Raw genomic sequence first — 20,353 nt, forward strand, 5'->3', positions numbered from 1 at the left:
CGCGGGCGGGTCGCTGTCGCATTCGGGCGGCACCGGCACAATGCCTTGCGATTCTGGTCAGGAAACGTCTTCGTGAAGCTTGACAGCCATGTCCCCTGTGCGCAGGTAAAGTAAAGCTTGCGCGGGGGGAGAGTGCGGTCGCATCCATCGCCCCAAGGCCCGCCAGAGAACGGACCGGAGAGAAGATGTCGCCTGCCCTGATCGCCGCTTTGCCCTTCCTGGGCGCAGCCATGCCGTCGATCCTGATCCGCACCGGACGCACCAATGCCGCAGCGGTTTCGGCCCTTTTCACGGGGCTTGCGCTGCTTGGGTTGTTGCTCAACCTGCCGACCGTGATGGCGGGGGGTGTCGTCGAGACGAAGATCGACTGGCTGCCTTGGCTGGGCCTGAACGTGAATTTCTGGATCGACGGTCTGGGGATGCTCTTCGCGACACTGATCCTCGGGATCGGGTTGCTGATCATCCTCTACGCGCGGTTCTACCTGTCGAACAGGGACCCGGTTGGCCAGTTCTACACTTACCTGCTTCTGTTCCAGGGCGCGATGGTGGGGATCGTGCTGTCCGACAACATCCTGCTGCTGCTGATCTTCTGGGAGCTGACCTCGCTTAGCTCCTTCCTGCTCATCGGCTATTGGAAGCACCTGCCCGCGGGCCGTCAGGGCGCGCGCATGGCGCTGACCGTGACCGGCTTGGGCGGGCTCTCGATGATCGCGGGGATGCTGATCCTCGGAAATATCGCGGGCAGCTACGACATCTCCGAGATCCTGAAGCACAAGGACGCGATTCAGGCGAGCCCCTATTACATCCCGGCCCTGCTCCTGATCCTCGGCGGTGCGTTCACCAAATCCGCGCAATTTCCGTTCCATTTCTGGCTGCCGCACGCGATGGCCGCGCCGACGCCGGTCTCGGCCTATCTACATTCTGCGACGATGGTGAAGGCGGGGCTGTTCCTGATGGCGCGGATGTGGCCGGTGCTCTCGGGCACGCCGGAATGGTTCTACATCGTGGCGAGCGTGGGCCTGATCACCATGCTGATCGCCGCCAAGATCGCGATCTTCAAACATGACATGAAGGCGTTGCTGGCTTTCTCGACCGTCTCGCATCTTGGTCTGATCACCTTCATGCTGGGGCTGGGGACCGAGGCCGGTGCGCTGGCCGCCGTCTTCCACATCATCAACCACGCAACCTTCAAGGCGGCGCTTTTCATGTCGGCGGGCATCGTCGATCACGAGGCGGGCACGCGCGACCTGACCCGCGTCTCGGGGCTGCGCAAGCTGATGCCGATCACCTTCGTGATCGCGACCATCGCCGCGCTGTCCATGGCCGGGATTCCGCTGTTCAACGGCTTCTTGTCGAAAGAGATGATGCTGGAAGCCGCCGCCCATACCAAATGGCTCGAAAATGTCTGGCTGATCCCGGTTCTGGCGACCGTCGCGGCGCTGTTCTCGGCCACCTATGCCTTCCGCTTCATCAGCCACGGCTTCTTCGGCCCGCCGCCGCAGGATCTGCCGAAGACCCCGCATGATCCGCCTTTCGGCATGTGGATCAGCCCTGCCTTCCTGTCCTTTCTTGTGATCGCGATCGGCCTGTTTCCGATGGCGGTGGCGGGCGGCTATGTCCAGATGGCGACCAATGCGGTCGTCGGTGGCGGCTATCACATGCACGAGCTGAAGATCTGGCATGGCGTCACGCCGGCGTTGATCATGTCGGCCATCGCGGTCGCCGGCGGTATCGCGTTGCTTGCTGCGCATCGTCCCTTCCAGCGCCTCTGGGACACCACGCCGCGTCCCGAGGCCAAGGCGATGTTCGACTGGGTGATTGCGCGCGCGCAGGGTCTGGCGGGCTGGATCACGCAGGCGCTGCATAACGGTGCGATGGCGCGTTACCTGATGCTGTTCACGATCACCTCGGTCGGCGTCGGTCTTTACGCCTTCACGAGCGGCACGCTGGGCCCCCAGACGCGGGCGCTGACGCCGGTGAACGGAGCTGCGGTAACCTCGTGGCTGCTGTTGCTGACCGCGACGATGTGCATCGTCGCCTTCCATCACAACCGCATCCTCGCGCTGGTGCTGATCGGGATCGTCGGCCTGACCGTCTCGGTCTCCTTCATCTTCCTGTCCGCGCCCGATCTCGCGCTGACGCAGATCTCGGTGGAGGTCGTGACGACCGTGCTGATGCTTCTGGCGCTGAACTTCCTGCCGAAGATCACCTCGATCGAGTCGAGCCGGATGAAGATCAGCTTCGATGTGGTGCTCTCGGTCGTGGCGGGCGTCGCGGTTTCGGGACTGATCTACGCGCTGCTGACCCGCGATTTCGCCTTCCCGACGATGTCCGGCTACATGCTCGACAACAGCTATAACCTCGCGGGCGGGGATAACGTGGTGAACGTGATCCTCGTGGACTTCCGTGGCTACGATACGTTTGGCGAGATCACGGTGCTCGGCATCGCCGCGCTGGTGATCTTCGCGCTGACCGAGGCGCTGCTGCAGGGCGCCTCGTCGCGCAAGCTGATCGCATGGCGGCCCGACGTGCCGCGCGGCGGCGACAAGCACCCGCTGATGCTGCTGATCGTGACGCGGGTGATGATGCCGATCGCGCTGGTCGTGGGCCTGTATATCTTCCTGCGCGGCCATAACGCGCCCGGTGGTGGCTTCATCGCCGGTCTGGTGATCGCGATCGCGCTGGTCACGCAATACATGGCCTCGGGCTTTGCGTGGACGCAGGCGCGCCAAAAGGTCTATTACCACGTGCTGATCGCGTCCGGCGTGCTGGTCGCGGGGATCACCGGGGCAGGGGCCTTCTTCAACGACATGCCCTTCCTGACCTCCGATTTCGGCTACGTGAAACTGCCCGGCCTCGACAAGTTTGAGCTGGCCACGGCGGCGGGCTTCGACCTTGGCGTCTTCCTTGGCGTCGTGGGCTCGGTGATGCTGGCGCTTGGCGGTTTGTCGCGCCTCGCACGCCGTGCCGCTATGGGTGAGGAAGGCGGCGAGGACGGTGCGCATATCGCCGCCGAGAAACCTGAAGCCCGCGTGCTCGCGCCACTCTCGGCCGGGCCATATCCACCAGACGCCAAAGTGCCCCGCCGTTGGTGGAAGACCGCCCGCGCCGCGCGCGAAGCCACCCAGCACGAACGTGACATCGTGCACGAGAACAAGAAGAACCACGGGGGCGATCACTGATGGAAGTGCTCGTTGCATCGGCCATCGGCGTGCTGACCGCCGCCGGCATCTACATGATCCTGCGTCTGCGCACCTTCCCCGTGGTGGTGGGCATGTCGCTGCTGTCCTACGCGGTGAACGTCTTCCTGTTCGCCACCGGTCGTCTGGTGATCAACCAGCCGCCGATCCTGCGCGAGGGCGTGACTTCCTATACCGACCCGATCCCGCAGGCGCTGGTGCTGACCGCGATCGTGATCTCCTTCGGGATGACGGCGGTGGTCGTTATGCTCGCGCTTGGCGCCTTCATCGAGGCGGGCAATGACCGCATCGACCTCGAGCAAGAGGAGGACGGCCGATGATGGAACATTGGATCATCGCGCCTGTCCTGATCCCGGCGATGCTCGCACCGCTGATCGTGCTGTGGATGCGCTACGATCTGGTCACACAGCGCGTGGCCTCGATCCTCGGCATGTCCGCGCTGGTCGTGCTGGCGATCGTGCTCATGACCTCGGCTTCGATGAACCCGCCCGAGGTCTACCGCCTCGGTAACTGGGAGCCGCCCTACGGCATCGTGCTGGTCCTCGACCGGCTGTCGGCGCTGATGCTGCTGCTGACCTCGATCCTCGGCCTCGTGATCGTGCTCTATGCGATAGGCTCGGGCTGGGACAAGCGCGGCTGGCATTTCCACTCGCTGATGCAGTTCCAGATGATGGGGATCAACGGTGCCTTCCTGACGGGCGACGCGTTCAACCTGTTCGTCTTCTTCGAGGTTCTGCTGATTGCCTCCTACGGTCTGATGATCCATGGAGGCGGGCGCGCGCGGCTGAAATCGGGCGTGCAATATGTCGTCTATAACCTCGCGGGCTCGACGCTGTTCCTGTTCGCGCTGGGTACGATCTACGCGACGGCGGGCACGCTCAACATGGCGGATCTCGCGGTGAAGGTCGCGCAGATGCCGGTCGAGCAGACGGCGCTGATCAAGGTCGGCGCGGCGCTGCTGATGGTGGTCTTCGCGGTCAAGGCGGCGCTGGTGCCGCTGCAATTCTGGCTGCCCGCGACCTATACCAACGCGCCCGGCCCGGTGGCGGCGTTGTTCGCGATCATGACCAAGGTGGGCACCTACGCGATCGTTCGCGTCTACACGCTGATCTTTCCGATCACCGGCACCACCGGCACGCTTGCGCATGACATCCTGCTGCCCGCCGCGTTCCTGACGCTGGCGATCGGGATGATCGGTATTTTCGGGGCGCGCGATCTGGGTCGCACGGTCGCCTATGCGGTGATCGGTTCGGTCGGCACGATGATGCTGGGCTTCGCGCAGTTCACCCAAGGGGCGACCTCGGCCGGTCTCTACTACATGGTTCACTCTACGTTGGTGGCCGCGGCGATGTTCCTGATCGCCGATCTCGTGCGCGAGCGGCGCGGCCGTTGGGGGCTCGGCTATACCGATGCGCCTCTGATGAAGAACCACGGGCTGATGGCCGGGATGTTCTTCGTGGGCGCGATCGCGATGGCGGGGATGCCGCCGCTGTCGGGCTTCCTTGGCAAGCTGATGATCCTCGACGCGACGCGCGGCCAATGGGCGCTCTGGGCCACGGTTCTCGTGACCTCGCTGATCGCCATCGTGGGCTATGCCCGGGCGGGTAGCCAGGTGTTCTGGCGTTCCTACGCCGTCGAGGCCGAGGAGGACGAGCTGCCGGCCGGGCCTAAGGATGCGAGCGCGCCGGGCCTCGCCTTCACCGCGACCGGTATCCTGCTGGCGGGCTCCGTGGCGCTGACCGTGCTGGCCGGACCTGCGAGCAACTGGCTGCAGGGCACCGCCGCGCAACTCTTCACGCCGTCGCAATATATCGACGCGGTTCTCGCGGGCGCCGAAGAACGCGCGCAGGAGGCGGCGAAGGTCGGCGCGCATGAGCATGGCCATATGGAGGTGAGCGAGGAGATGCAGGCGGAGGACGGGCATCGTGGCGACACCGGTGTCGCGGACCCGCACGCTGCCGACGGTCAACCGGCCGGTCAGACCGACACCCACACCGAGACGGGGCAGGATGCCCCCGCCGCGGCGCATTGAGGGGAGCAAAGATATGATCCGCAAGATCCTTCCCCACCCCTACCTGACCGTCACGCTGGTGATGGTCTGGCTGATGCTGGCCAATAGCTACACGCTCAACTCGCTGGTCTTCGCGATCCTCGTGGGGCTCGTGATCCCGTGGATCACCGCACCCTACTGGCCCGCGCGCCCGAGTTTCGCGAAGCCGCTGAAGATCATCGAGTACATCTTCATCGTGATCTGGGATATCATCGTCGCGAATATCACGGTGGCGAAGATCGTCCTCTTCATGCCCAATTCCAAGCTGCACCCCGCCTGGGTCTCCGTGCCGCTCGACATTGTCACGCCCGAGGCGGTGACGGTGCTGGCGGGCACGATCACGATGACGCCCGGAACGCTGACGGCGGAACTGGCCGCCGACGGTCACTCGCTGCTGGTCCACGCGCTGCATGCGCCGGATGCCGATGAGGTGCGCGACGAGATCAAGTCCCGCTACGAGGCCCGCCTGAAGGAGATTTTCGAATGATCACCTATGCCCTGATCTTCGCCATCGCCTGCTATTCGATGGCGCTTCTGTTCAACCTCTTCCGGGTCGTCAAGGCGCCCGGCGTGACCGACCGGGTTCTGGCGCTCGACACGATGGCGATCAACGCGATCGCGATGATCGTGCTCTTCGGCATATGGGAGGGGACCGCGCTCTTCTTCGAGGCGTCGATCCTCTACGCGATGACGGGCTTCGTGGCGACGGTTTCCTTCGCCAAGTTCATCCTGCGCGGCGACATTATCGAGTGAGGGCGTGATGGAACTGTTCTGGAATATCCTGATTTCAGCGCTGCTCGTGATCGGTGGCATCTTTGGCCTCGTCGGCAGCTTCGGGCTGGTCAAACTGCCCGACCCGATGACCCGGCTGCATGCGCCCACCAAGGCCGCGACGCTGGGCGTGGGCGCGATCCTGATCGCCTCGATGGTCTGGTTCGCGGTGAAGCAGGGCCACGTGACCCTGCACGAGCTGATGGTCACCATCTTCATCTTCCTGACGGCCCCGATCACGGCGCATTTCATCTCGAAGGCGAATATCTTCCGCGATTGGCCGCCCGAGAAACTGCCGAAACCCGCCGGCGAGGGCGACTGGGCGGTGCATACCGCCGATGCCGATACCTCGAAAGGCGAGCTGGCGGTCGAGCGGGAAAAGAACATCCCGCACGAGAACGACTGACGCCCTGACGCCGCGAAATGCTTTGACGTGGGCGTCAGCCGTGGCAGGCTGATCTCCGGAGGAGATTTCGGGAGACTTTTGCGATGCGGATGCGACTGATGCTGTCCCATCTGTCGATCTGGGTGATGATCGCAGTCGTCGCTGCGGCGCTCTACTGGACCGCGCAGGGACCGTGGTGGCTCTGGGCGGTCGCGCTGCTCGGGATCCCGGCGCAGATGCTCAACGAATACGGGCTTCATCGCTACATCTTCCACATGACGCCCCCGAAACGGCAATGGGCCTTCAACTGGCTCTACCGGGTGCATTACGGACACCACGAATTCCCGACCTGTTGGCCGCTTCTGTTTGCGCCGCTCTCGGTGATCGTGCCGGTGCTCGTGGGCAATACCGCGCTTCTCTGGGCGGTGCTGGCGCTGATCGGCGCGCCCCATGCGTTCGACATCGCCGTGGCCGTCGTGCCGCTGGGTGGAGCCGCCACCTTCCTCGCTTATGAATGGTTCCACACCACCGCTCATGTGACGGTGAAGAAGACCGCGATCGAGCGGCATGTCTCGACGCTGCACAACCAGCACCATTTCCGCGACTTCTCGAAATGGTTCCACGTCACGGCAGGGGGCGAGGTGATCGACCGGCTGATGGGCACCGCGATTTCGCGCGATCAGCTCAAGACCCAAAGCCGCGTCGAGTTCATCCGGACCCTCGGCCTGCGCCCCGATGATCCGCGCCTGATCGCGGCACGGGAGAAATTCGCGCCGCGCTTCGGGATCACCGAGGCCGAAGTCTCGCGGGCGGGTCATGTCGGAGGGGGCGCTGCCCCCGCGCGCTGACGCGCGCCCCCCGGGATATTTGGACAAGCCCGAAAAAGCGCGCGGTCTGCCTCTTCGGGCTTGCTGAAATATCCCGGGGGAGGCCGCAAGCCGGGGGCGGAGCCCCTTACAGGTTGTCAGTCACGCGGAAGCCTTCGGGGATCGTGTCGCGCCCCTCCAGCACCAGATCGACCATCACCTCGGCCACTTTCGGCGCTATGCCGAAGCCGATCTTGAAGCCGCCATTGGCGATGAAATGGCCCGGACGGTCGGGCCAGTCACCCAGCATCGGCGCGCGCGATTTGGCGCGCGGGCGCACCCCGGCCCAACGGTCGATCACCGGGGCCTCGGCGAGGGGCGCGCAAAGCGCGCGGGCTTTCTCGATCAGCGCGTCGAGCTGCGCATCGGTCGTGTCTGGGGCGTCGAATTCGCGCTCGGAGGTCGACCCGATCGCGACCGTTCCGTCGGAATGCGGGATGATGTGGAGGCTTTCAGCGAAAAGCTGAGGCACGTCGCCAGCCGCGTATCTCAAGAGCGCCGATTGGCCCTTCACGCCGCTGCCGATGGTCTTGCCGACCACCGCGTTCAGCTCGGCCAGACCTTCGGCGCCGGTCGCGTGGATGACCGGACCAACCTCGTCGGCCTCGCCGATCACGATCTCCGCACCCATCGCTTCGAGCGCCGCGACCAGCGCGGCCCCGGCGGCGCGCGGATTGGCGCGCGCCGTGAGCGTGTCATGGATCACGAGCCCGGTGGGCGAGGGGGGCGCGAAGGCGCCGAACTCCGCAGTCTCGGCCACGCGCCATGTGGCGAAGCCCTGCCACAGCTCGGCCGCCCCCGCCGCGCGGTCCTTGGCGCGTGCGATCTGCGCCTCATCCGCCAGCGGCTGCAGCCGCCCGAGACGCGCATAGCCCGGATCGCCGCCACCGATGCGTTGCACCTCGCCCCAGAAATCCTCGGCCATTCGGAGACTCTCGAATTGAAACTGTTTCTTGGGGTTCCAGTTCTCCGGCACATGCGGGGCGAGCGCGCCGACATGGCCACCCGAGCTGCCCGCGCCGATGCGGCTGCGTTCGATGAGCCGCACCTTCGCGCCGCGCTTCGCCGCGACGAAGGCGATCGCGAGGCCGAAGATGCCGCCGCCGCGCACGGTTATGTCGTGTCTGCCGCTTGTCATTTCGCGCCTCCTGCTTCAAGGCTGGGCCGGAGACTGTGGACTATCCCCGATGAACGCCCCTGACCAGAGCAAAGCCGATCTCGATTGGCGCGATGACCTTGTGCCGGTCTCGCGGCGGTTCGACGATCCCTATTTCAGCCTTGCAGGCGGTCTGGACGAGACGCGGCACGTTTTTCTGGCAGGCAACGATCTGCCTGCGCGGCTGCAGCCTGGCTTCCATATCGCAGAACTGGGCTTCGGCACGGGGCTGAACCTGCTTGCGTTGCGGCTGGCCTGTCCCGAGGGCTGCCCGATCCGCTTCACCTCCTTCGAGGCCTATCCGATGGAGGCGGACGAGATCGCACGGGCGCTGGATGCATTTCCGGAAGTCGCGCCCGTCGCCGGTCCTTATCTGCACGCCTGGGCTGCGGGACAGCGTCAGTTTCAACTCGGTCCGGTGGCGGTGGAGATCATCGAAGGTGACGCGCGCACGGCGCTTCCCGCTTGGGACGGCGCTGCCGATGCTTGGTTCCTTGACGGGTTCTCGCCCGCGAAAAACCCCGAGCTTTGGGGCGAGGGTCTGATGGCCGAGGTCGGCGCGCATACGGTGCCGGGCGGCACATTCGCGACCTATACGGCGGCGGGCTTCGTGCGCCGCGCGCTCGAGGCCGCCGGTTTCGAGGTCAGCCGTGGCCCGGGTTTCGGGCGCAAACGCCATATGTCGCTCGGGGTGAAACATGGTTGAACAATCGACCCGCCGCGGCATTGCGCTGATGGTCGCGGTGACCTTCATCTTCGCGATCCAGGACGGCATCTCGCGCCACCTGGCCGAGACCTACAACGTCTACATGGCGCTGATGGTGCGGTTCTGGTTCTTCGCCGCCTTCGTGCTTGCGATCGCGGCGCGCAGCCCGGGCGGCATCAAGCGGGCGACGCGCTCGGGCCTGCCTTGGGCGCAGGTCTTCCGCTCGGTCGTCCTGATCACCGAGGTGATCGTGATGGTGCAGGCCTTCGTCTATCTCGGGCTCGTCCATTCTCATGCGGTATTCGCCTGCTACCCGCTTCTGGTCGCGGGTCTCTCCGGGCCGGTGCTGGGCGAGAAGGTCGGCTGGCGGCGCGTGGCGGCGATCGGGGTGGGCTTCATCGGGGTGCTTATCATCCTCAAGCCCGGTTTCGGTGTTTTCTCCCCCTATGCGCTGATCCCGCTGGCGGCGGCGACACTGTTCGCGCTCTACTCGCTGATGACGCGCTACGTGGGTCGGGTCGATCCGGCTTCGGTGTCCTTCTTCTACACCGGTGTGATCGGCGCCGTGGTAATCACCGTGGTGGGCATATGGCATTGGGAAAACATGATCCCATCCGATTGGGCGTGGATGATCGTGCTGTGCTTCACTGCCGCGACCGGGCATTTCCTGCTGATCAAGGCCTATGAGGTGGCCGAGGCCTCCGCGATCCAGCCCTTCGCCTATCTCCAGCTGGTCTTCGCCTCGACCCTGGGCGTCGTCGTCTTCGGCGAGGCCCTGGAATGGAACGTGGTGATCGGGGCTGGGGTCGTGGTCAGCGCGGGGCTCTTCACCCTCTGGCGCGCGCGCGTGGCCCAAGAGGCTTAACCGCCTCTTTCGCTTCGGTTCAAATATGCCGGGGGAGGCCGTGAGGCCGAGGGGAAGTGCGCCTCAATCTTTCACGTCACCGCGCAGGATGTCGGTGAATTTCACCTCCTCCTTGCCCAGCCGCGCGCGGTAGGGCGGGATCGCCTCGGAGACGCGCATGACGTAGTTGCGGGTCTCGGTGAAGGGGATCATCTCGACCCAGTCGATCACGTCGACAGTCCCAACGCGGGGGTCACCGCGATCCTCTATCCAGCTTCGCGGGCGGCCCGGACCGGCATTGTAGCCCGAGGCGACAAGCACCGAGGATGCGCCGAACTCGTCACGCAGTTCCGCGAGATAGGCGCCGCCCAACCTGAGGTTGTAGGTCGCATCCGTCGTCAGCCGCGCCTTCTCGTAGGGCAGGCCGGTTTTCTCCGCCATCATCTTCGCGGTGCCGGGCATCAGCTGCATCAGGCCCTGCGCGCCGACCGGAGAGCCAACGCCGACCGCGAACTGGCTTTCACGGCGGGCGACGGCGAGGACCAGTTCCTCCGGCACACCCAGGTCATGGCTCGTCAGGCCCGGGATCGGCCAGAGCGCCTGCGCAATGATCTCGCCCTTCAGTGCGGCACGTTTGCCGATGATCAGCGCGAGATAGGTGTCATCCTCTTCCAACGCGTATTGGGTCAGGGCGCCGAAATTGCCCGGGCCGAGGCTCTCCTCGAGGTGCAGCACGAAGCGCGCGCCCAGCTCGTTTTCGCCCGCCTCGTAAAGCAGTTGCGCGGCCTTGAAGACGGAAGAATGGCGCAGCTTGTAGCGTCGCCAGTCGGGCAGGTCGGGGCCCTTGGCGAAATTCGCTGGCAAGGGCAGGTTCAGCCGCTCGGCCGACAGAAGCCCGTAATAGGCGTCCTGATTTTCCGCGCCTTTGCGCCATGCGGCCTTGGCTTCGTCGCTGCGGCCCAGAACCTCGAGCGCGCGGCCTTGCCAATACCACGCGCGCGACGACGAGATCGGCCCGTCCACCGCTTTCTCGAGATTGTGAAAATGGCCGAGCGCCGTGTCGGCACGGCCCAGTTTCAAGGCGGCATAGCCCGCCACCCATTCGAGATCGGCGTAATCTGCCCCGCCCCGTTCCAAGTGGTGCGAGGAAGCCAGATCATAGGCGCGCTGGGTATTGCCCGCGCGCAGGTCCCAGCGCGACTGATAGCCGCGCAGCGTGGCCCAAAGGTCGGGATCTTCCAGATCGGTCGCGGATTTCGACCGCTCGAGGATCAGCTCTGCCGCGCCGTCTTCCAGCCCGGCGCGCCAGCGCCACATCGCGCGGTCGCGGGCAAGCCCTGCGGACCGCTCGACCATGTAGCCGGGGACGGCGGCCACGAGATCGTCCACGCCCTGCTCGCGCGCCTGCAGGGCGATCCGCGCCTCGGCGACGGCCTTGGTGCCGGGCGTGACCAGATCGATCATCCGGCGCGCATCCGACAGGTGACCGCGATCGAGCATGTTCTGCATCCGCCCGCCATGATCGGCGGAGATAAGCGAGGGATAGTCGGCCAGAAACTTCGCCTGCTCGTCTTCCTCCATTGGCAGTTGGCGCCAGGCGGTCTTGGCGACCTCGGCCGCCTGCGCCTTCTGCCCCAGGGCGAGATGCGCACCAATCAGCGCCAGCGCGCCGGTGCCGGTCTGCGGAGGGCCGAGCTTGAAATAGGCGATCACCTCGCGCGGCGGGATGCCGTCGAGCTTGGCCTCGCCTTTCTCGCGCAGCCACGGCATGCCGGGCCAATCGGCGCGACGTGTGGCGAAATCGAGATAGTCGGCGAAGTCGCCCTCGCCATCGCGCAGGCGCTTCCACTCGATGACATCGAAGCCGAGGGGGCCCACGCGACGCGCGAGATTTTCGGCCTCGTCCCAATCGCCGGAATTGGCCGCCGCGAAGGCATCGGACAGCGCGGAACTCGCAGCGCGAAGCGCGGCCGGCGAGAGCGCGAAACTCGAAGCCGCAAGCGCGGCGAGGAACTGGCGTCGGATCATCATGGCTGCTCGTGGTCGCGGGTTTGTCCCTTTGCTACGGGCCTCTCACAGATGGGGATGAATCACAAGTTGGCAACAGCCGCGCAACCGCCTATAACCCGGCCGATTTCCGCCGGGACGACTCAACCCCCCGGCCCAACCAAAAAAGGAGCGTGTCATGTTCAAAGGGTCTCTTCCCGCACTGGTCACGCCGTTCAAGGACGGCGAGCTGGATCTGGACACGCTCAAGAAACTTGTCGAGTGGCATATCGATCAGGGCAGCCACGGCCTCGTGCCGGTCGGCACGACCGGTGAGAGCCCGACGCTGAGCCATGCCGAGCACATGACGGTCATCACTGAGGTCGTGAAAGCCGCGAAGGGCCGCATTCCGATCATCGCGGGCGCAGGCTCGAACTCGACGGCGGAAGGTGTGCGGCTGATCCAGCACGCCGGCAAGACCGGGGCCGATGCGGCGCTCGTCGTGACGCCCTACTACAACAAGCCGACGCAGCGCGGCATGATCGAGCATTACCGCGCGCTGCACGATGCCTGCGAACTGCCGATCGTGATCTACAACATTCCGGGCCGCTCGGTGGTCGACATGATCCCCGAGACGATGGGCGAACTGGCGAAGCTGCCGCGTATCGTCGGCGTGAAGGATGCGACCGGCAAACTGGAGCGCGTCTCGATGCAGCGCGCGACCTGCGGGCCCGATTTCATCCAGCTCTCGGGCGAGGACGCGACGGCGCTCGGCTTCAATGCGCATGGCGGCGTGGGCTGTATCTCGGTGACGGCGAACGTCGCGCCCAAGCTTTGCGCGGAATTCCAGGAGGCGACGCTTGCCGGCGATTACGCCAAGGCGCTGAGCTATCAGGACAAGCTGATGCCGCTGCACATGGCGATCTTCCTCGAGCCGGGCGTGGCGGGTGCGAAATACGCGATGTCGAAGCTGGGCATGTGCTCGGCCGAGGTGCGTCTGCCTCTGACCGAGTTGCTGCCCGAGACGAAGACCGCGATCGACGCGGCAATGGTCCATGCCGGTCTGATCTGAGTTTCGCCTCCACCGAATAAGAAAACGCCGGCGCGATAGGGTTCGCGCCGGCGTTTTTTGCGTCCAGAAGCTTACTGCAGAGCGCTGCGCAGGTCATCCATCGCGATCGAGCTGTATTTCTGAGGCTGATCCGACGGGGTGGCCGCCGCGGGGGTGACGAGTTCGGGCGCCGCTTGCTCGACCGCAGGGGCCGGCGGGGTCTGCTCGGCATTCGCTTCGAGACGCGGCCTCGTTGCCTCGGTCGGCGTTTTCGTGTCGGCCTCGGGCTGAATATAGGCGAGGGTGACGGTGATCCGACGGTTCGACGGATCGCGCGGATCGGCCGGCTTCAGCGGATCGGTATCCGACAGGCCCGAGACGCGGGTGACCCGTTCCGGGGCGACACCGGCGGCCACGAGCGCCCGGCGCGTCGCGTTGGCGCGGTCCGAGGACAGTTCCCAGTTCCCATAGGTACCGCCCGCTTTCTGATAGGGGACCGAGTCGGTGTGCCCCGCGATCAGCACGTCATTGGGCAGATCGGAGAGGGCGCGGCCGAGCTGATCCATCAGCGCCAGCGTGGGCCCATCGAGCTTCGCGCTGCCCGAGGCGAACATGGCTTTGCCCGCCTGATCCACGACTTCGATATTCAGCCCGTCCGGCGTGCGGCGGAATAGGACGTTCTGCTGCAGCGGACGCAGGTCCGGAACGCGCTGGATCGCCTGCGTGATCCGGGTCTGAAGTGTCTGGAAGCGGGCGTCGTCGACGGCATGCGGTGTGGCTGCAGCAGTCTTCGCGCCGGTTGTGTCGCCTGCCTCTGCCGTCGCCTGCACTGAGTCGGCGACTTTATTCGTCGTCGCGTCCGGCGTGGCCTCCTTGGAGCTGCCGGAGGCGTTGGCCAGCTCGGTCGAGGGGGCTGTCTCGCTCCCGACGCCGGGATTGGCGGGAATCGTGTCGTCGGCGCGCGAGGCGTTCAGCACCCCTTTCGGCCCGATCGTCTCGCCGGCGAGGGGGCCGGTGCCGCCGGGGGCCTGCATCGAGACTTTCGCAGGGGCGAAGTAATCGGCGATCCCGGTGAGCTGGTTCTCGTCCGAAACGGAGAGAATCCACATCAGCAGGAAGAAGGCCATCATCGCGGTCATGAAATCGGCATAGGCGACTTTCCACGCTCCGCCGTGATGCTCGGATTCGTGATCGTCATCGCTCCGCTTCACGATGATCGGCGCCTGATTCGACCGTGCCATGAGTTGCCCTTTCCCACCTCGCTGGCAGGAGCCAGCAGTCTTCTCTGGGCATGCGTTTTCTGCAGCCCTTGAGTGTGGGTTGTCGGCTTAAAAATGGGCCAAAAAAGGGCGATAATCGTTCATGATCTGGAAACAAAGATGCTGGCCGGCCGCTTTGGCATCCTGCCCAGAGCGGCGGAACTCGTGCCCGCCGACCCTTCCTCAGGCGTCGTGGAGCGATGCTTCGTAGTCGTCGCGGCTGTGTTTGCCCAATCCGACTTTCTTGGCATAGGCCGCTTTGCGGGCCGAGTAGCTCGGTGCGACGAGGGGCATGTCAGCAGGCAGATTGAACAGGGCGCGATATTCGTCTTCGCTCAGCCCGTGTTCCGAGCCCAGGTGGCGCTTGAGCATCTTGAAGCCGCGTCCGCAGCACAGGCAGAAAACCTTGTCTTCGGTGACGGCCTCTTTCACGGGCAGCGCCGGTTGCGGCCGCGCGGGACTGGAGCTAGCCGTTGGCGGCTCTGCCGCGTGATTGGCGGCCGCGTTGTACAGATCCTCGCCGAACTGCGCGGAGAGTTTCGCCACGAGGTCGACCACCTGATCCGCCGTCACATCCGAACGCGCGGCATAGGCCGCAGCAACTGTCGCGATAATGTTTGCTGCATCCGTGGGCCGGTCCTTCGACATCTGGTCTCTCCAATGCTTAAAGTTGCACTCTCCCCGGATTAGTAGAGAAAGTTACGTGCGAGGCGCGTTTCTGTCAATGAACGCGTGAATCTGTGTTTGGGTTTCCGGAGAAAACACTGTTTCTGCACAGGATTGTTTCGCTGAGTGCTTCGCCTGTCCTGTGGCTGCTCAATGGAGCTTGCCTTTTGTGCGCCATCGCTGCTTGGCGTATTGGTAGTTCGGCGCGGTCGTCGGATAATCCGGCGGAAGCCCCCATTTCGCGCGATATTCCTCGAAGGTCATTCCGAGTAGGTTTTGGAGGTGACGCTTCAACATCTTGATTGGGCGGCCCGTTTCCAGACAGATCAGTCGGTCTGGTAGGACGCTCTCCGAGATTGGCACCGCAGGGACGCGGGACGTCGCAGGCTCGCCGGACCGGTCCGGGGAATGTTGCGTCATGTCTATCCTCACATGTTTTTGTCCTACGGGAGAAAGATTGAAGGAATTCTTAAAGTTAGGTCAAAGAAATCAACTTTTCCCACGAGACGTCACGAAGGCGCGGTCCATGTCAAATGACTGGTCGGGCTTGTCAGGTGTAAACACGTAAATTAGTTGCATAATGCAGGTAAAAAAATTTGAAAACGCGAACATGCCGGGGCAGGCGGATTTACGCTCTCTCCTTCAGCTTGGCGCTGCGTTATTCAAAAAAAGGGCTGCGCGATGGGGGCGGCGCGAAACCTAAGGTTCGCGTCGACGCGCAGAGAGATACGGGGAGTTGCCTTTTGTTTGGCTCGAGCGCCATGCGGAGACAGAACGTTATCGTCGTAGCGGAAGAAAACGCGAAGCAAGCCAAGTTGGCTGCCTTCTTTCTTGCGTGCTGTGGTTGGGGTTCCTTACCGTTCGCGACGGCGGTGGAGGCGGAGCAGTATATCCTGCTGCATGGCAATCCGTGCCTGTTGATGATCAGTCTTGCGCAGCCCGAGGGCGCAGCGGATTTGATCCGCACCTCGCGTGTCAGTACGCCCGAGAGCCTCATCCTTTTCGTCGATCCCTCGAGCGACGGAGTGTTCGCCGCCGAGATGATCCTCGCTGGCGCCGATGACGTGCTCCGGGAGCCCTATTCCGACAGGGAGTTGACGGCGCGACTCTGGCTTCGGGCGGGGAGCAGATTGCCCATCACTTTCCCGGGAGAAGAGAAGCGGGTCGCGCGCCTCAAGATAGACGAGGAAAACCGGCTGACGGGCCCGGACGCGACTGAAGCTGTCCAGCTGACTCCCATGGAGCGGGAGATCATGTGCGAGCTTATCCGCAGCGGCGGTCGGATCGTGACACGCGACGCGCTCTCGCGGCGGATCGACAACACTATGTGGGTCTATGGCGACCGGAAGTTCGACGTTCACATCACCAAGATCCGCAAGAAGCTGCGCGATGCGTTCGGCGACCGATATGTCGTCGAAACGGTGCGATCCGCCGGATACTCGTTCTATGAAGTTCCCCTGCGAAAGCCCTCAGACTTTGCAACCTAAGGTTGATTCGTCGACCCTCCGAAACTGGTTTCGAGAGAGTGCCTGTCAAGCGCTGAATTGTTAACATCTCAGCGATTGATCGTGAGCACACAATTTGTAGCGGAACCGTCGACAAGCTGTGGACGATTGAAGTTGTAGCCACAACTTGTAGCGTAAGAGGCCATGAAAAATTGGGTCATCGACGCTTCTTTCGAGGTTCGCCTGAGGATAACTCGGCGCGGCGGCAAGTTGTTCTTTTGGGCAGGAACTATCCTTATTCGCCTTACAGTTTTAACAATCCTTAACCTTACGGGAAAGGGAATCGCTGGTAATCTGCAGCCACTGACTTTGGGGGACTTGGGGATTAGGGATGTCCATGAAAAGTAACAATTTGTTAGCGCAAATTTGGGAAGGCTCGGTGAAGCAAGTGTCAGCCGGAGCAGGTTCTCAGGGAAGTTTGGTGGCGGCTGCGCTTCTGCCTGCGCAGACCGTGGTGCTGCGTTCGACACACAAGGAAGCAAGTCTGCTCGTGCTGCCCGAGTCGGAAGAGCTTCTGCCGGGTATTTCGCTTGGCGACGTGCTCGTGGAAGAGCTGGGTATCGAGGTGCCTTATGGAAGCCTCGTGGTCATCGAGCCAGCGAATGCCGCGGAGGTGAAGCATGGTTTTGGGGACCGCGCGATCAACCTCCGCCTGCCGGCCATGGCGTCGCGGCCCCGGAGCGAGTTCTCGGTGCACGAAGATGCGCGCGATTGCAGCGCAACCGCGATGGGCGGCTATCTCTGAACGTGAGTACAGTGCCGAAAGCCCGGTATGAACGCGCTGCTCGGCGGGTGGGCCGTGCAGTCGCGACATCGTTGGAAATACGAAGCGCCGCCCTTGGGGCGGCGCTGCCTTTTGGGGTGTTAATCTAGGGTTAACCAGAAAACACTGCGATTAACTCGCCTTTAATCAAGTAAAGCTTTCTCCAAACAGGGCGCCGTGGTCTTCTGTTCAGCAAGAATAGAGTGAATAGAGGCGGGTAATGTTTGCATTGAGCTTTCGTGCTGCACTTGATGCGCCGTTTCTCGATGTCGAAGAAGAGCGGCAGGCGATCTCCCGGTGGCAGGAATACGGAGATCAGAACTCGCTTGAAATTCTGCTGCGGTCGCATGTCCGGCAGGCCTACGCGCAGGCGCGTCGCTGGGCGTCCAATCCGGTCGAGCTCGAAGACCTCGTGGCCGAAGGGATCATCGGTCTGATGCGCGCCGCCGAACGGTTCGATCTGACGCAGGATGTCCGGTTCTCGACCTACTCGCATTGGTGGGTGATGACTTGCGTGCTGAACGCCCTCGCCCGGATCAAAACGGTGATCGACGTGCCGGCGCGGGTCTATCTCGATGCGCGGATGGGGCGGCTCGACAATCCCGAGGCGAGCCAGCTTCTGACCGGTCTCGTCGCTTTGGACGCCAAATCCTTCGATGACAGTGACGCCGACCTGATGGAGATGATGCCCAGCCCCGATCTCACACCCGAGGAACAGACGCTGGCGTCCTCCGCCGCGCAGGCTGCACATGAGGTGCTGAGCAGTGCGCTGGATGATCTGGACGCGCCGGATCGCGAGATCGTTTTGCGGCGCAAATTGCAGACGCCGCCGGAATCGCTCGACGATCTGGCCCGCGATCTCGGGATGAGCCGGGAGCGCGCCCGGCAGGTCGAAAAGCGCGCGCTCATCCGGCTCAAGCGCTGCCTTGAAAAGCGCGGGTTCAGCCCCGCGATGCTGAACTGAAGGAGAGGACGATGGCACGTCATCTTATGATCGCAGGGCACGGGCGCGCAGGCACCACGCTATTTTACAACATGCTGCGCGAGACTCTCAAAGGTTTCGAAATCCCGCCGCGCGAGACCAGCGCGCTTTCCACGATCGGGCAGCCGGGCGACTGGGTCAGCAAGCGGCCGCTCGATATTTTCCAGGTCGCGAATGTCGCGCGGGCGAACGTCCGTAGCAAGCGGATCGATCTGATCGTGCCGCTGCGCGACCCGCGCGACATCCTCGTGAGCCGTCATTCGGCGGTGCCGGACGATTATTTCATATCTGCGGACGCGATGTATTTCATCGGCGGTCCGGATGCGCCCGCGCCGGTGATGCCGGGGTTGCTGCAGATTCACGAGGCGATCGGGACCGTGCTGAGATCCGGCGTTTTCCCGCAGGGTGTATTCCTCCTGAAATACGAAGACCTTGTTAATGATCCCGACAGGATTCAGCAGAAGTTGCGCGATGCGCTCGGTCTGCAATTCGAAGGGCATTTTTCCGATTTCGGCGCCGCCGAAATTCCCGAGGAGTTGCAAGGCCCGCTCAACGGTGTGCGCCCGGTGGAAAAGGCGCGTGCGAAGTGGCTCGACGAAGAGCATCGGGCGCGGATTTTCGATCAATTCTCGCGCTTCCCGGTGCTGTTCGACCTGCTCGAGCAGTTGGGCTACGAAAAGGATCGCGACTGGTTCGCGCCGTTCATGGCGTGGCAGGCGGCCTCGAGGCCCCGGAGCAAGCGTATGAGTTTCGTGTGACGAGGGTGATGAGATGGACGCGATAGCCGCGACATTGTTGAAGGTAACGGCGTCGGCCGCAGGCACCGGGCGCAAATCCGCGACAGAGGGGACCGGTTTCGGATCGCTCGTGCAGGGCGTGCCGGCGGATGGGCTTGCAGCTTCGGGCGTGGGGGCTGCCACGGCGGCCGCGACGCCGGAGGCTGGCGCAGGCGCAGCGTCCGCCTTGACCGACAATCCAGCGCTTCAGGCCGAGCTGGCCAGCAAGCTGCAAACGGTTCGCGACGGCGCGCTGGCAGAGCTGGCGCAGGGCAAGTCGATGAGCGAGGTGCTCGAAAAGCTGGGCGCGTCGCTGGCTACGGTCCTCGCGGAGTTTGACGCGGCGCATGGCACGAAGCTGCAGCAAGGTTTGATGCGGGCACTTGAAGGTATGCGGCTGCAAACTGACGGCGCGGGGGCAAAGCCCGCCTCGGATCATGCGAGCGACAAAAGCGACACGATCGACGCGGTCTTCGCGAGCCTTCTGGTCTCGCTCGGTCTGCAAGCGAAGCCATCTGGGACGGCATCGCCGCAAACGGGTGGTGCGCAGATCCCGTCGGTAGCGGGGCGCATGCCCGCGCACTCTGCTGGCAATCTATCCTCTCCGGCGGCACAGCCGAAGCTTGAGGCAACGCAGACGCAGTCGCAGGCGCAGGCGATCATCGCCGTTCCGCAGGGGCTTGCCGGGGTGATTCCAGCGCCGCTCACGGCGGAGATTCAGCAGAGCGACATGGACCCGCGGGTGCGCGCCGTGCTGGAAGCTGCCGCCAACGGCGCCACGAACACCGGCAAGGTCGAGGCGCAAGCCGCGGTTCTGCCTGCAGCGCAGAGCAAGGGCGACCCCAAGCCCGCCCAGTTTCTTGCCGAGGCCGCCCGTGCAGGCGTCTTGCCCGAAACCGCGGTGGCGCGGCTCACGCAGCATGACGCCAGTCACGTTGCGCGCGGCGACGCTGCTGCTCAATCGGCGCAGACGGCGGCCCAACCCTCGCCGCGCTTCGCGGCCTTCGTCGCGACGCAGCTTCGGCGCGCGGATCTGCAGGAAGGACGCACCCGCGTGGCGCTGACCCCGCGCGGGCTCGGCGATATCGAGATCGACGTGGAGCGCGACAAGCGTGGTCAGGTCAACGTGGTCGTGCGCGCCGAGAGCCCGGCGGTGCTGAGTGCGTTGCGCGGCGATCGCGAGACCTTGGCGGCGATCCTCGCCGGGCAGGGACTGCAGATGGATAGCGGCGCGCTCGATTTCGAGCAGTTCGGCGGTCACGGCGAACGGGGCGATGAGCGCGCCTCCGGCGCGCATGTTGCCGCAGATGAAGACATCCCCGTGCTGGGCGCCGACTGGCAGCCCACCATTCTCGACGGACAACTGGATATCAGGACCTGAGGAGCC

General features: G+C 64.1%; 20 protein-coding genes. 15 read left to right on the forward strand and 5 right to left on the reverse strand.

Annotated elements, in window-relative coordinates; all coding sequences use genetic code 11:
- Nucleotides 1-185: 185 nt before the first annotated feature.
- The 7 genes from B6V76_RS15450 to B6V76_RS15480 all read left to right on the forward strand — a co-directional run bounded on the left by B6V76_RS15450 (nucleotide 186) and on the right by B6V76_RS15480 (nucleotide 7,254).
- Complete coding sequence (locus B6V76_RS15450; RefSeq protein ID WP_088725575.1) at nucleotides 186-3,182, forward strand: monovalent cation/H+ antiporter subunit A; 2,997 nt, start codon at nucleotides 186-188, stop codon at nucleotides 3,180-3,182.
- Nucleotides 3,182-3,520: a Na+/H+ antiporter subunit C gene (locus tag B6V76_RS15455; protein ID WP_075775819.1), complete on the forward strand. Its 339-nt coding sequence runs from the start codon at nucleotides 3,182-3,184 to the stop codon at nucleotides 3,518-3,520. The genes B6V76_RS15450 and B6V76_RS15455 overlap by 1 nt, the downstream gene beginning before the upstream one ends.
- Nucleotides 3,520-5,232 (forward strand): monovalent cation/H+ antiporter subunit D, encoded by a 1,713-nt coding sequence (locus tag B6V76_RS15460; protein WP_088727948.1) that lies wholly within the window; start codon nucleotides 3,520-3,522, stop codon nucleotides 5,230-5,232. Before B6V76_RS15455 ends, B6V76_RS15460 begins: the two co-directional genes overlap by 1 nt.
- A gap of 13 nt (nucleotides 5,233-5,245) precedes the next feature.
- Nucleotides 5,246-5,737, forward strand: coding sequence for a Na+/H+ antiporter subunit E (locus B6V76_RS15465; protein ID WP_075776007.1), 492 nt, complete (start codon nucleotides 5,246-5,248; stop codon nucleotides 5,735-5,737).
- A complete protein-coding gene (locus tag B6V76_RS15470; RefSeq protein ID WP_075775821.1) occupies nucleotides 5,734-6,003 on the forward strand; it encodes a K+/H+ antiporter subunit F in 270 nt (89 codons plus the stop codon). Before B6V76_RS15465 ends, B6V76_RS15470 begins: the two co-directional genes overlap by 4 nt.
- 7 nt (nucleotides 6,004-6,010) lie before the next feature.
- Nucleotides 6,011-6,427: a Na+/H+ antiporter subunit G gene (locus B6V76_RS15475; protein ID WP_088727867.1), complete on the forward strand. Its 417-nt coding sequence runs from the start codon at nucleotides 6,011-6,013 to the stop codon at nucleotides 6,425-6,427.
- Nucleotides 6,428-6,510: 83 nt separating this feature from the next.
- Nucleotides 6,511-7,254 (forward strand): sterol desaturase family protein, encoded by a 744-nt coding sequence (locus tag B6V76_RS15480; RefSeq protein WP_088720425.1) that lies wholly within the window; start codon nucleotides 6,511-6,513, stop codon nucleotides 7,252-7,254.
- Between the two features lie 106 nt (nucleotides 7,255-7,360).
- Here B6V76_RS15480 and B6V76_RS15485 read toward each other — a convergent pair whose 3' ends face one another.
- Nucleotides 7,361-8,410: an FAD-dependent oxidoreductase gene (locus B6V76_RS15485; protein ID WP_088727868.1), complete on the reverse strand. Its 1,050-nt coding sequence runs from the start codon at nucleotides 8,408-8,410 to the stop codon at nucleotides 7,361-7,363.
- 49 nt (nucleotides 8,411-8,459) lie between these two features.
- On the opposite strand from B6V76_RS15485, the gene mnmD reads away from it, so the two are divergent.
- Nucleotides 8,460-9,134, forward strand: a complete 675-nt coding sequence (gene mnmD, locus B6V76_RS15490; protein ID WP_088727869.1) for a tRNA (5-methylaminomethyl-2-thiouridine)(34)-methyltransferase MnmD — start codon at nucleotides 8,460-8,462, stop codon at nucleotides 9,132-9,134.
- Nucleotides 9,127-9,999: a DMT family transporter gene (locus B6V76_RS15495; protein ID WP_088727870.1), complete on the forward strand. Its 873-nt coding sequence runs from the start codon at nucleotides 9,127-9,129 to the stop codon at nucleotides 9,997-9,999. The genes mnmD and B6V76_RS15495 overlap by 8 nt, the downstream gene beginning before the upstream one ends.
- A 63-nt stretch (nucleotides 10,000-10,062) precedes the next feature.
- On the opposite strand, the gene B6V76_RS15500 is transcribed toward B6V76_RS15495, so the two are convergent.
- Nucleotides 10,063-12,009: a lytic transglycosylase domain-containing protein gene (locus B6V76_RS15500; protein ID WP_088727871.1), complete on the reverse strand. Its 1,947-nt coding sequence runs from the start codon at nucleotides 12,007-12,009 to the stop codon at nucleotides 10,063-10,065.
- Between the two features lie 154 nt (nucleotides 12,010-12,163).
- Between B6V76_RS15500 and dapA the strand changes: the two genes are divergently transcribed.
- A complete protein-coding gene (gene dapA, locus B6V76_RS15505) occupies nucleotides 12,164-13,036 on the forward strand; it encodes a 4-hydroxy-tetrahydrodipicolinate synthase (protein WP_088720420.1) in 873 nt (290 codons plus the stop codon).
- A 71-nt stretch (nucleotides 13,037-13,107) separates the two neighbouring features.
- Here dapA and B6V76_RS20270 read toward each other — a convergent pair whose 3' ends face one another.
- The 3 genes from B6V76_RS20270 to B6V76_RS15520 form a co-directional block, all read right to left on the reverse strand.
- Nucleotides 13,108-14,256, reverse strand: a complete 1,149-nt coding sequence (locus tag B6V76_RS20270) for a flagellar motor protein MotB (protein ID WP_088727872.1) — start codon at nucleotides 14,254-14,256, stop codon at nucleotides 13,108-13,110.
- 201 nt (nucleotides 14,257-14,457) lie between these two features.
- Entirely contained in the window at nucleotides 14,458-14,922 is a 465-nt protein-coding gene (locus B6V76_RS15515; protein ID WP_088727873.1) for a MucR family transcriptional regulator, read from the reverse strand.
- Between the two features lie 168 nt (nucleotides 14,923-15,090).
- Entirely contained in the window at nucleotides 15,091-15,360 is a 270-nt protein-coding gene (locus B6V76_RS15520) for a MucR family transcriptional regulator (RefSeq protein ID WP_075775830.1), read from the reverse strand.
- Between the two features lie 323 nt (nucleotides 15,361-15,683).
- Here B6V76_RS15520 and B6V76_RS15525 point away from each other — a divergent pair, with 323 nt between their 5' ends.
- From B6V76_RS15525 to B6V76_RS15550, 5 genes are all read left to right on the forward strand, one after another.
- A complete protein-coding gene (locus tag B6V76_RS15525; protein WP_088727874.1) occupies nucleotides 15,684-16,427 on the forward strand; it encodes a response regulator transcription factor in 744 nt (247 codons plus the stop codon).
- A gap of 349 nt (nucleotides 16,428-16,776) precedes the next feature.
- Nucleotides 16,777-17,190, forward strand: a complete 414-nt coding sequence (locus B6V76_RS15535; RefSeq protein ID WP_141104932.1) for a hypothetical protein — start codon at nucleotides 16,777-16,779, stop codon at nucleotides 17,188-17,190.
- Between the two features lie 238 nt (nucleotides 17,191-17,428).
- On the forward strand, nucleotides 17,429-18,172 hold the full coding sequence (locus tag B6V76_RS15540) for a sigma-70 family RNA polymerase sigma factor (protein WP_088727876.1): 744 nt from the start codon (nucleotides 17,429-17,431) through the stop codon (nucleotides 18,170-18,172).
- A gap of 11 nt (nucleotides 18,173-18,183) precedes the next feature.
- A complete protein-coding gene (locus B6V76_RS15545; RefSeq protein ID WP_088727877.1) occupies nucleotides 18,184-18,948 on the forward strand; it encodes a sulfotransferase domain-containing protein in 765 nt (254 codons plus the stop codon).
- A gap of 13 nt (nucleotides 18,949-18,961) precedes the next feature.
- The gene (locus B6V76_RS15550) at nucleotides 18,962-20,347 is read left to right on the forward strand and encodes a flagellar hook-length control protein FliK (RefSeq protein WP_088727878.1); all 1,386 of its coding nucleotides are present in this window, start codon (nucleotides 18,962-18,964) and stop codon (nucleotides 20,345-20,347) included.
- The last annotated feature ends 6 nt before the right edge of the window (nucleotides 20,348-20,353 follow it).

Source organism: Thioclava sp. IC9, assembly GCF_002213225.1.
Taxonomy (GTDB): Bacteria; Pseudomonadota; Alphaproteobacteria; order Rhodobacterales; family Rhodobacteraceae; genus Thioclava; species Thioclava nitratireducens.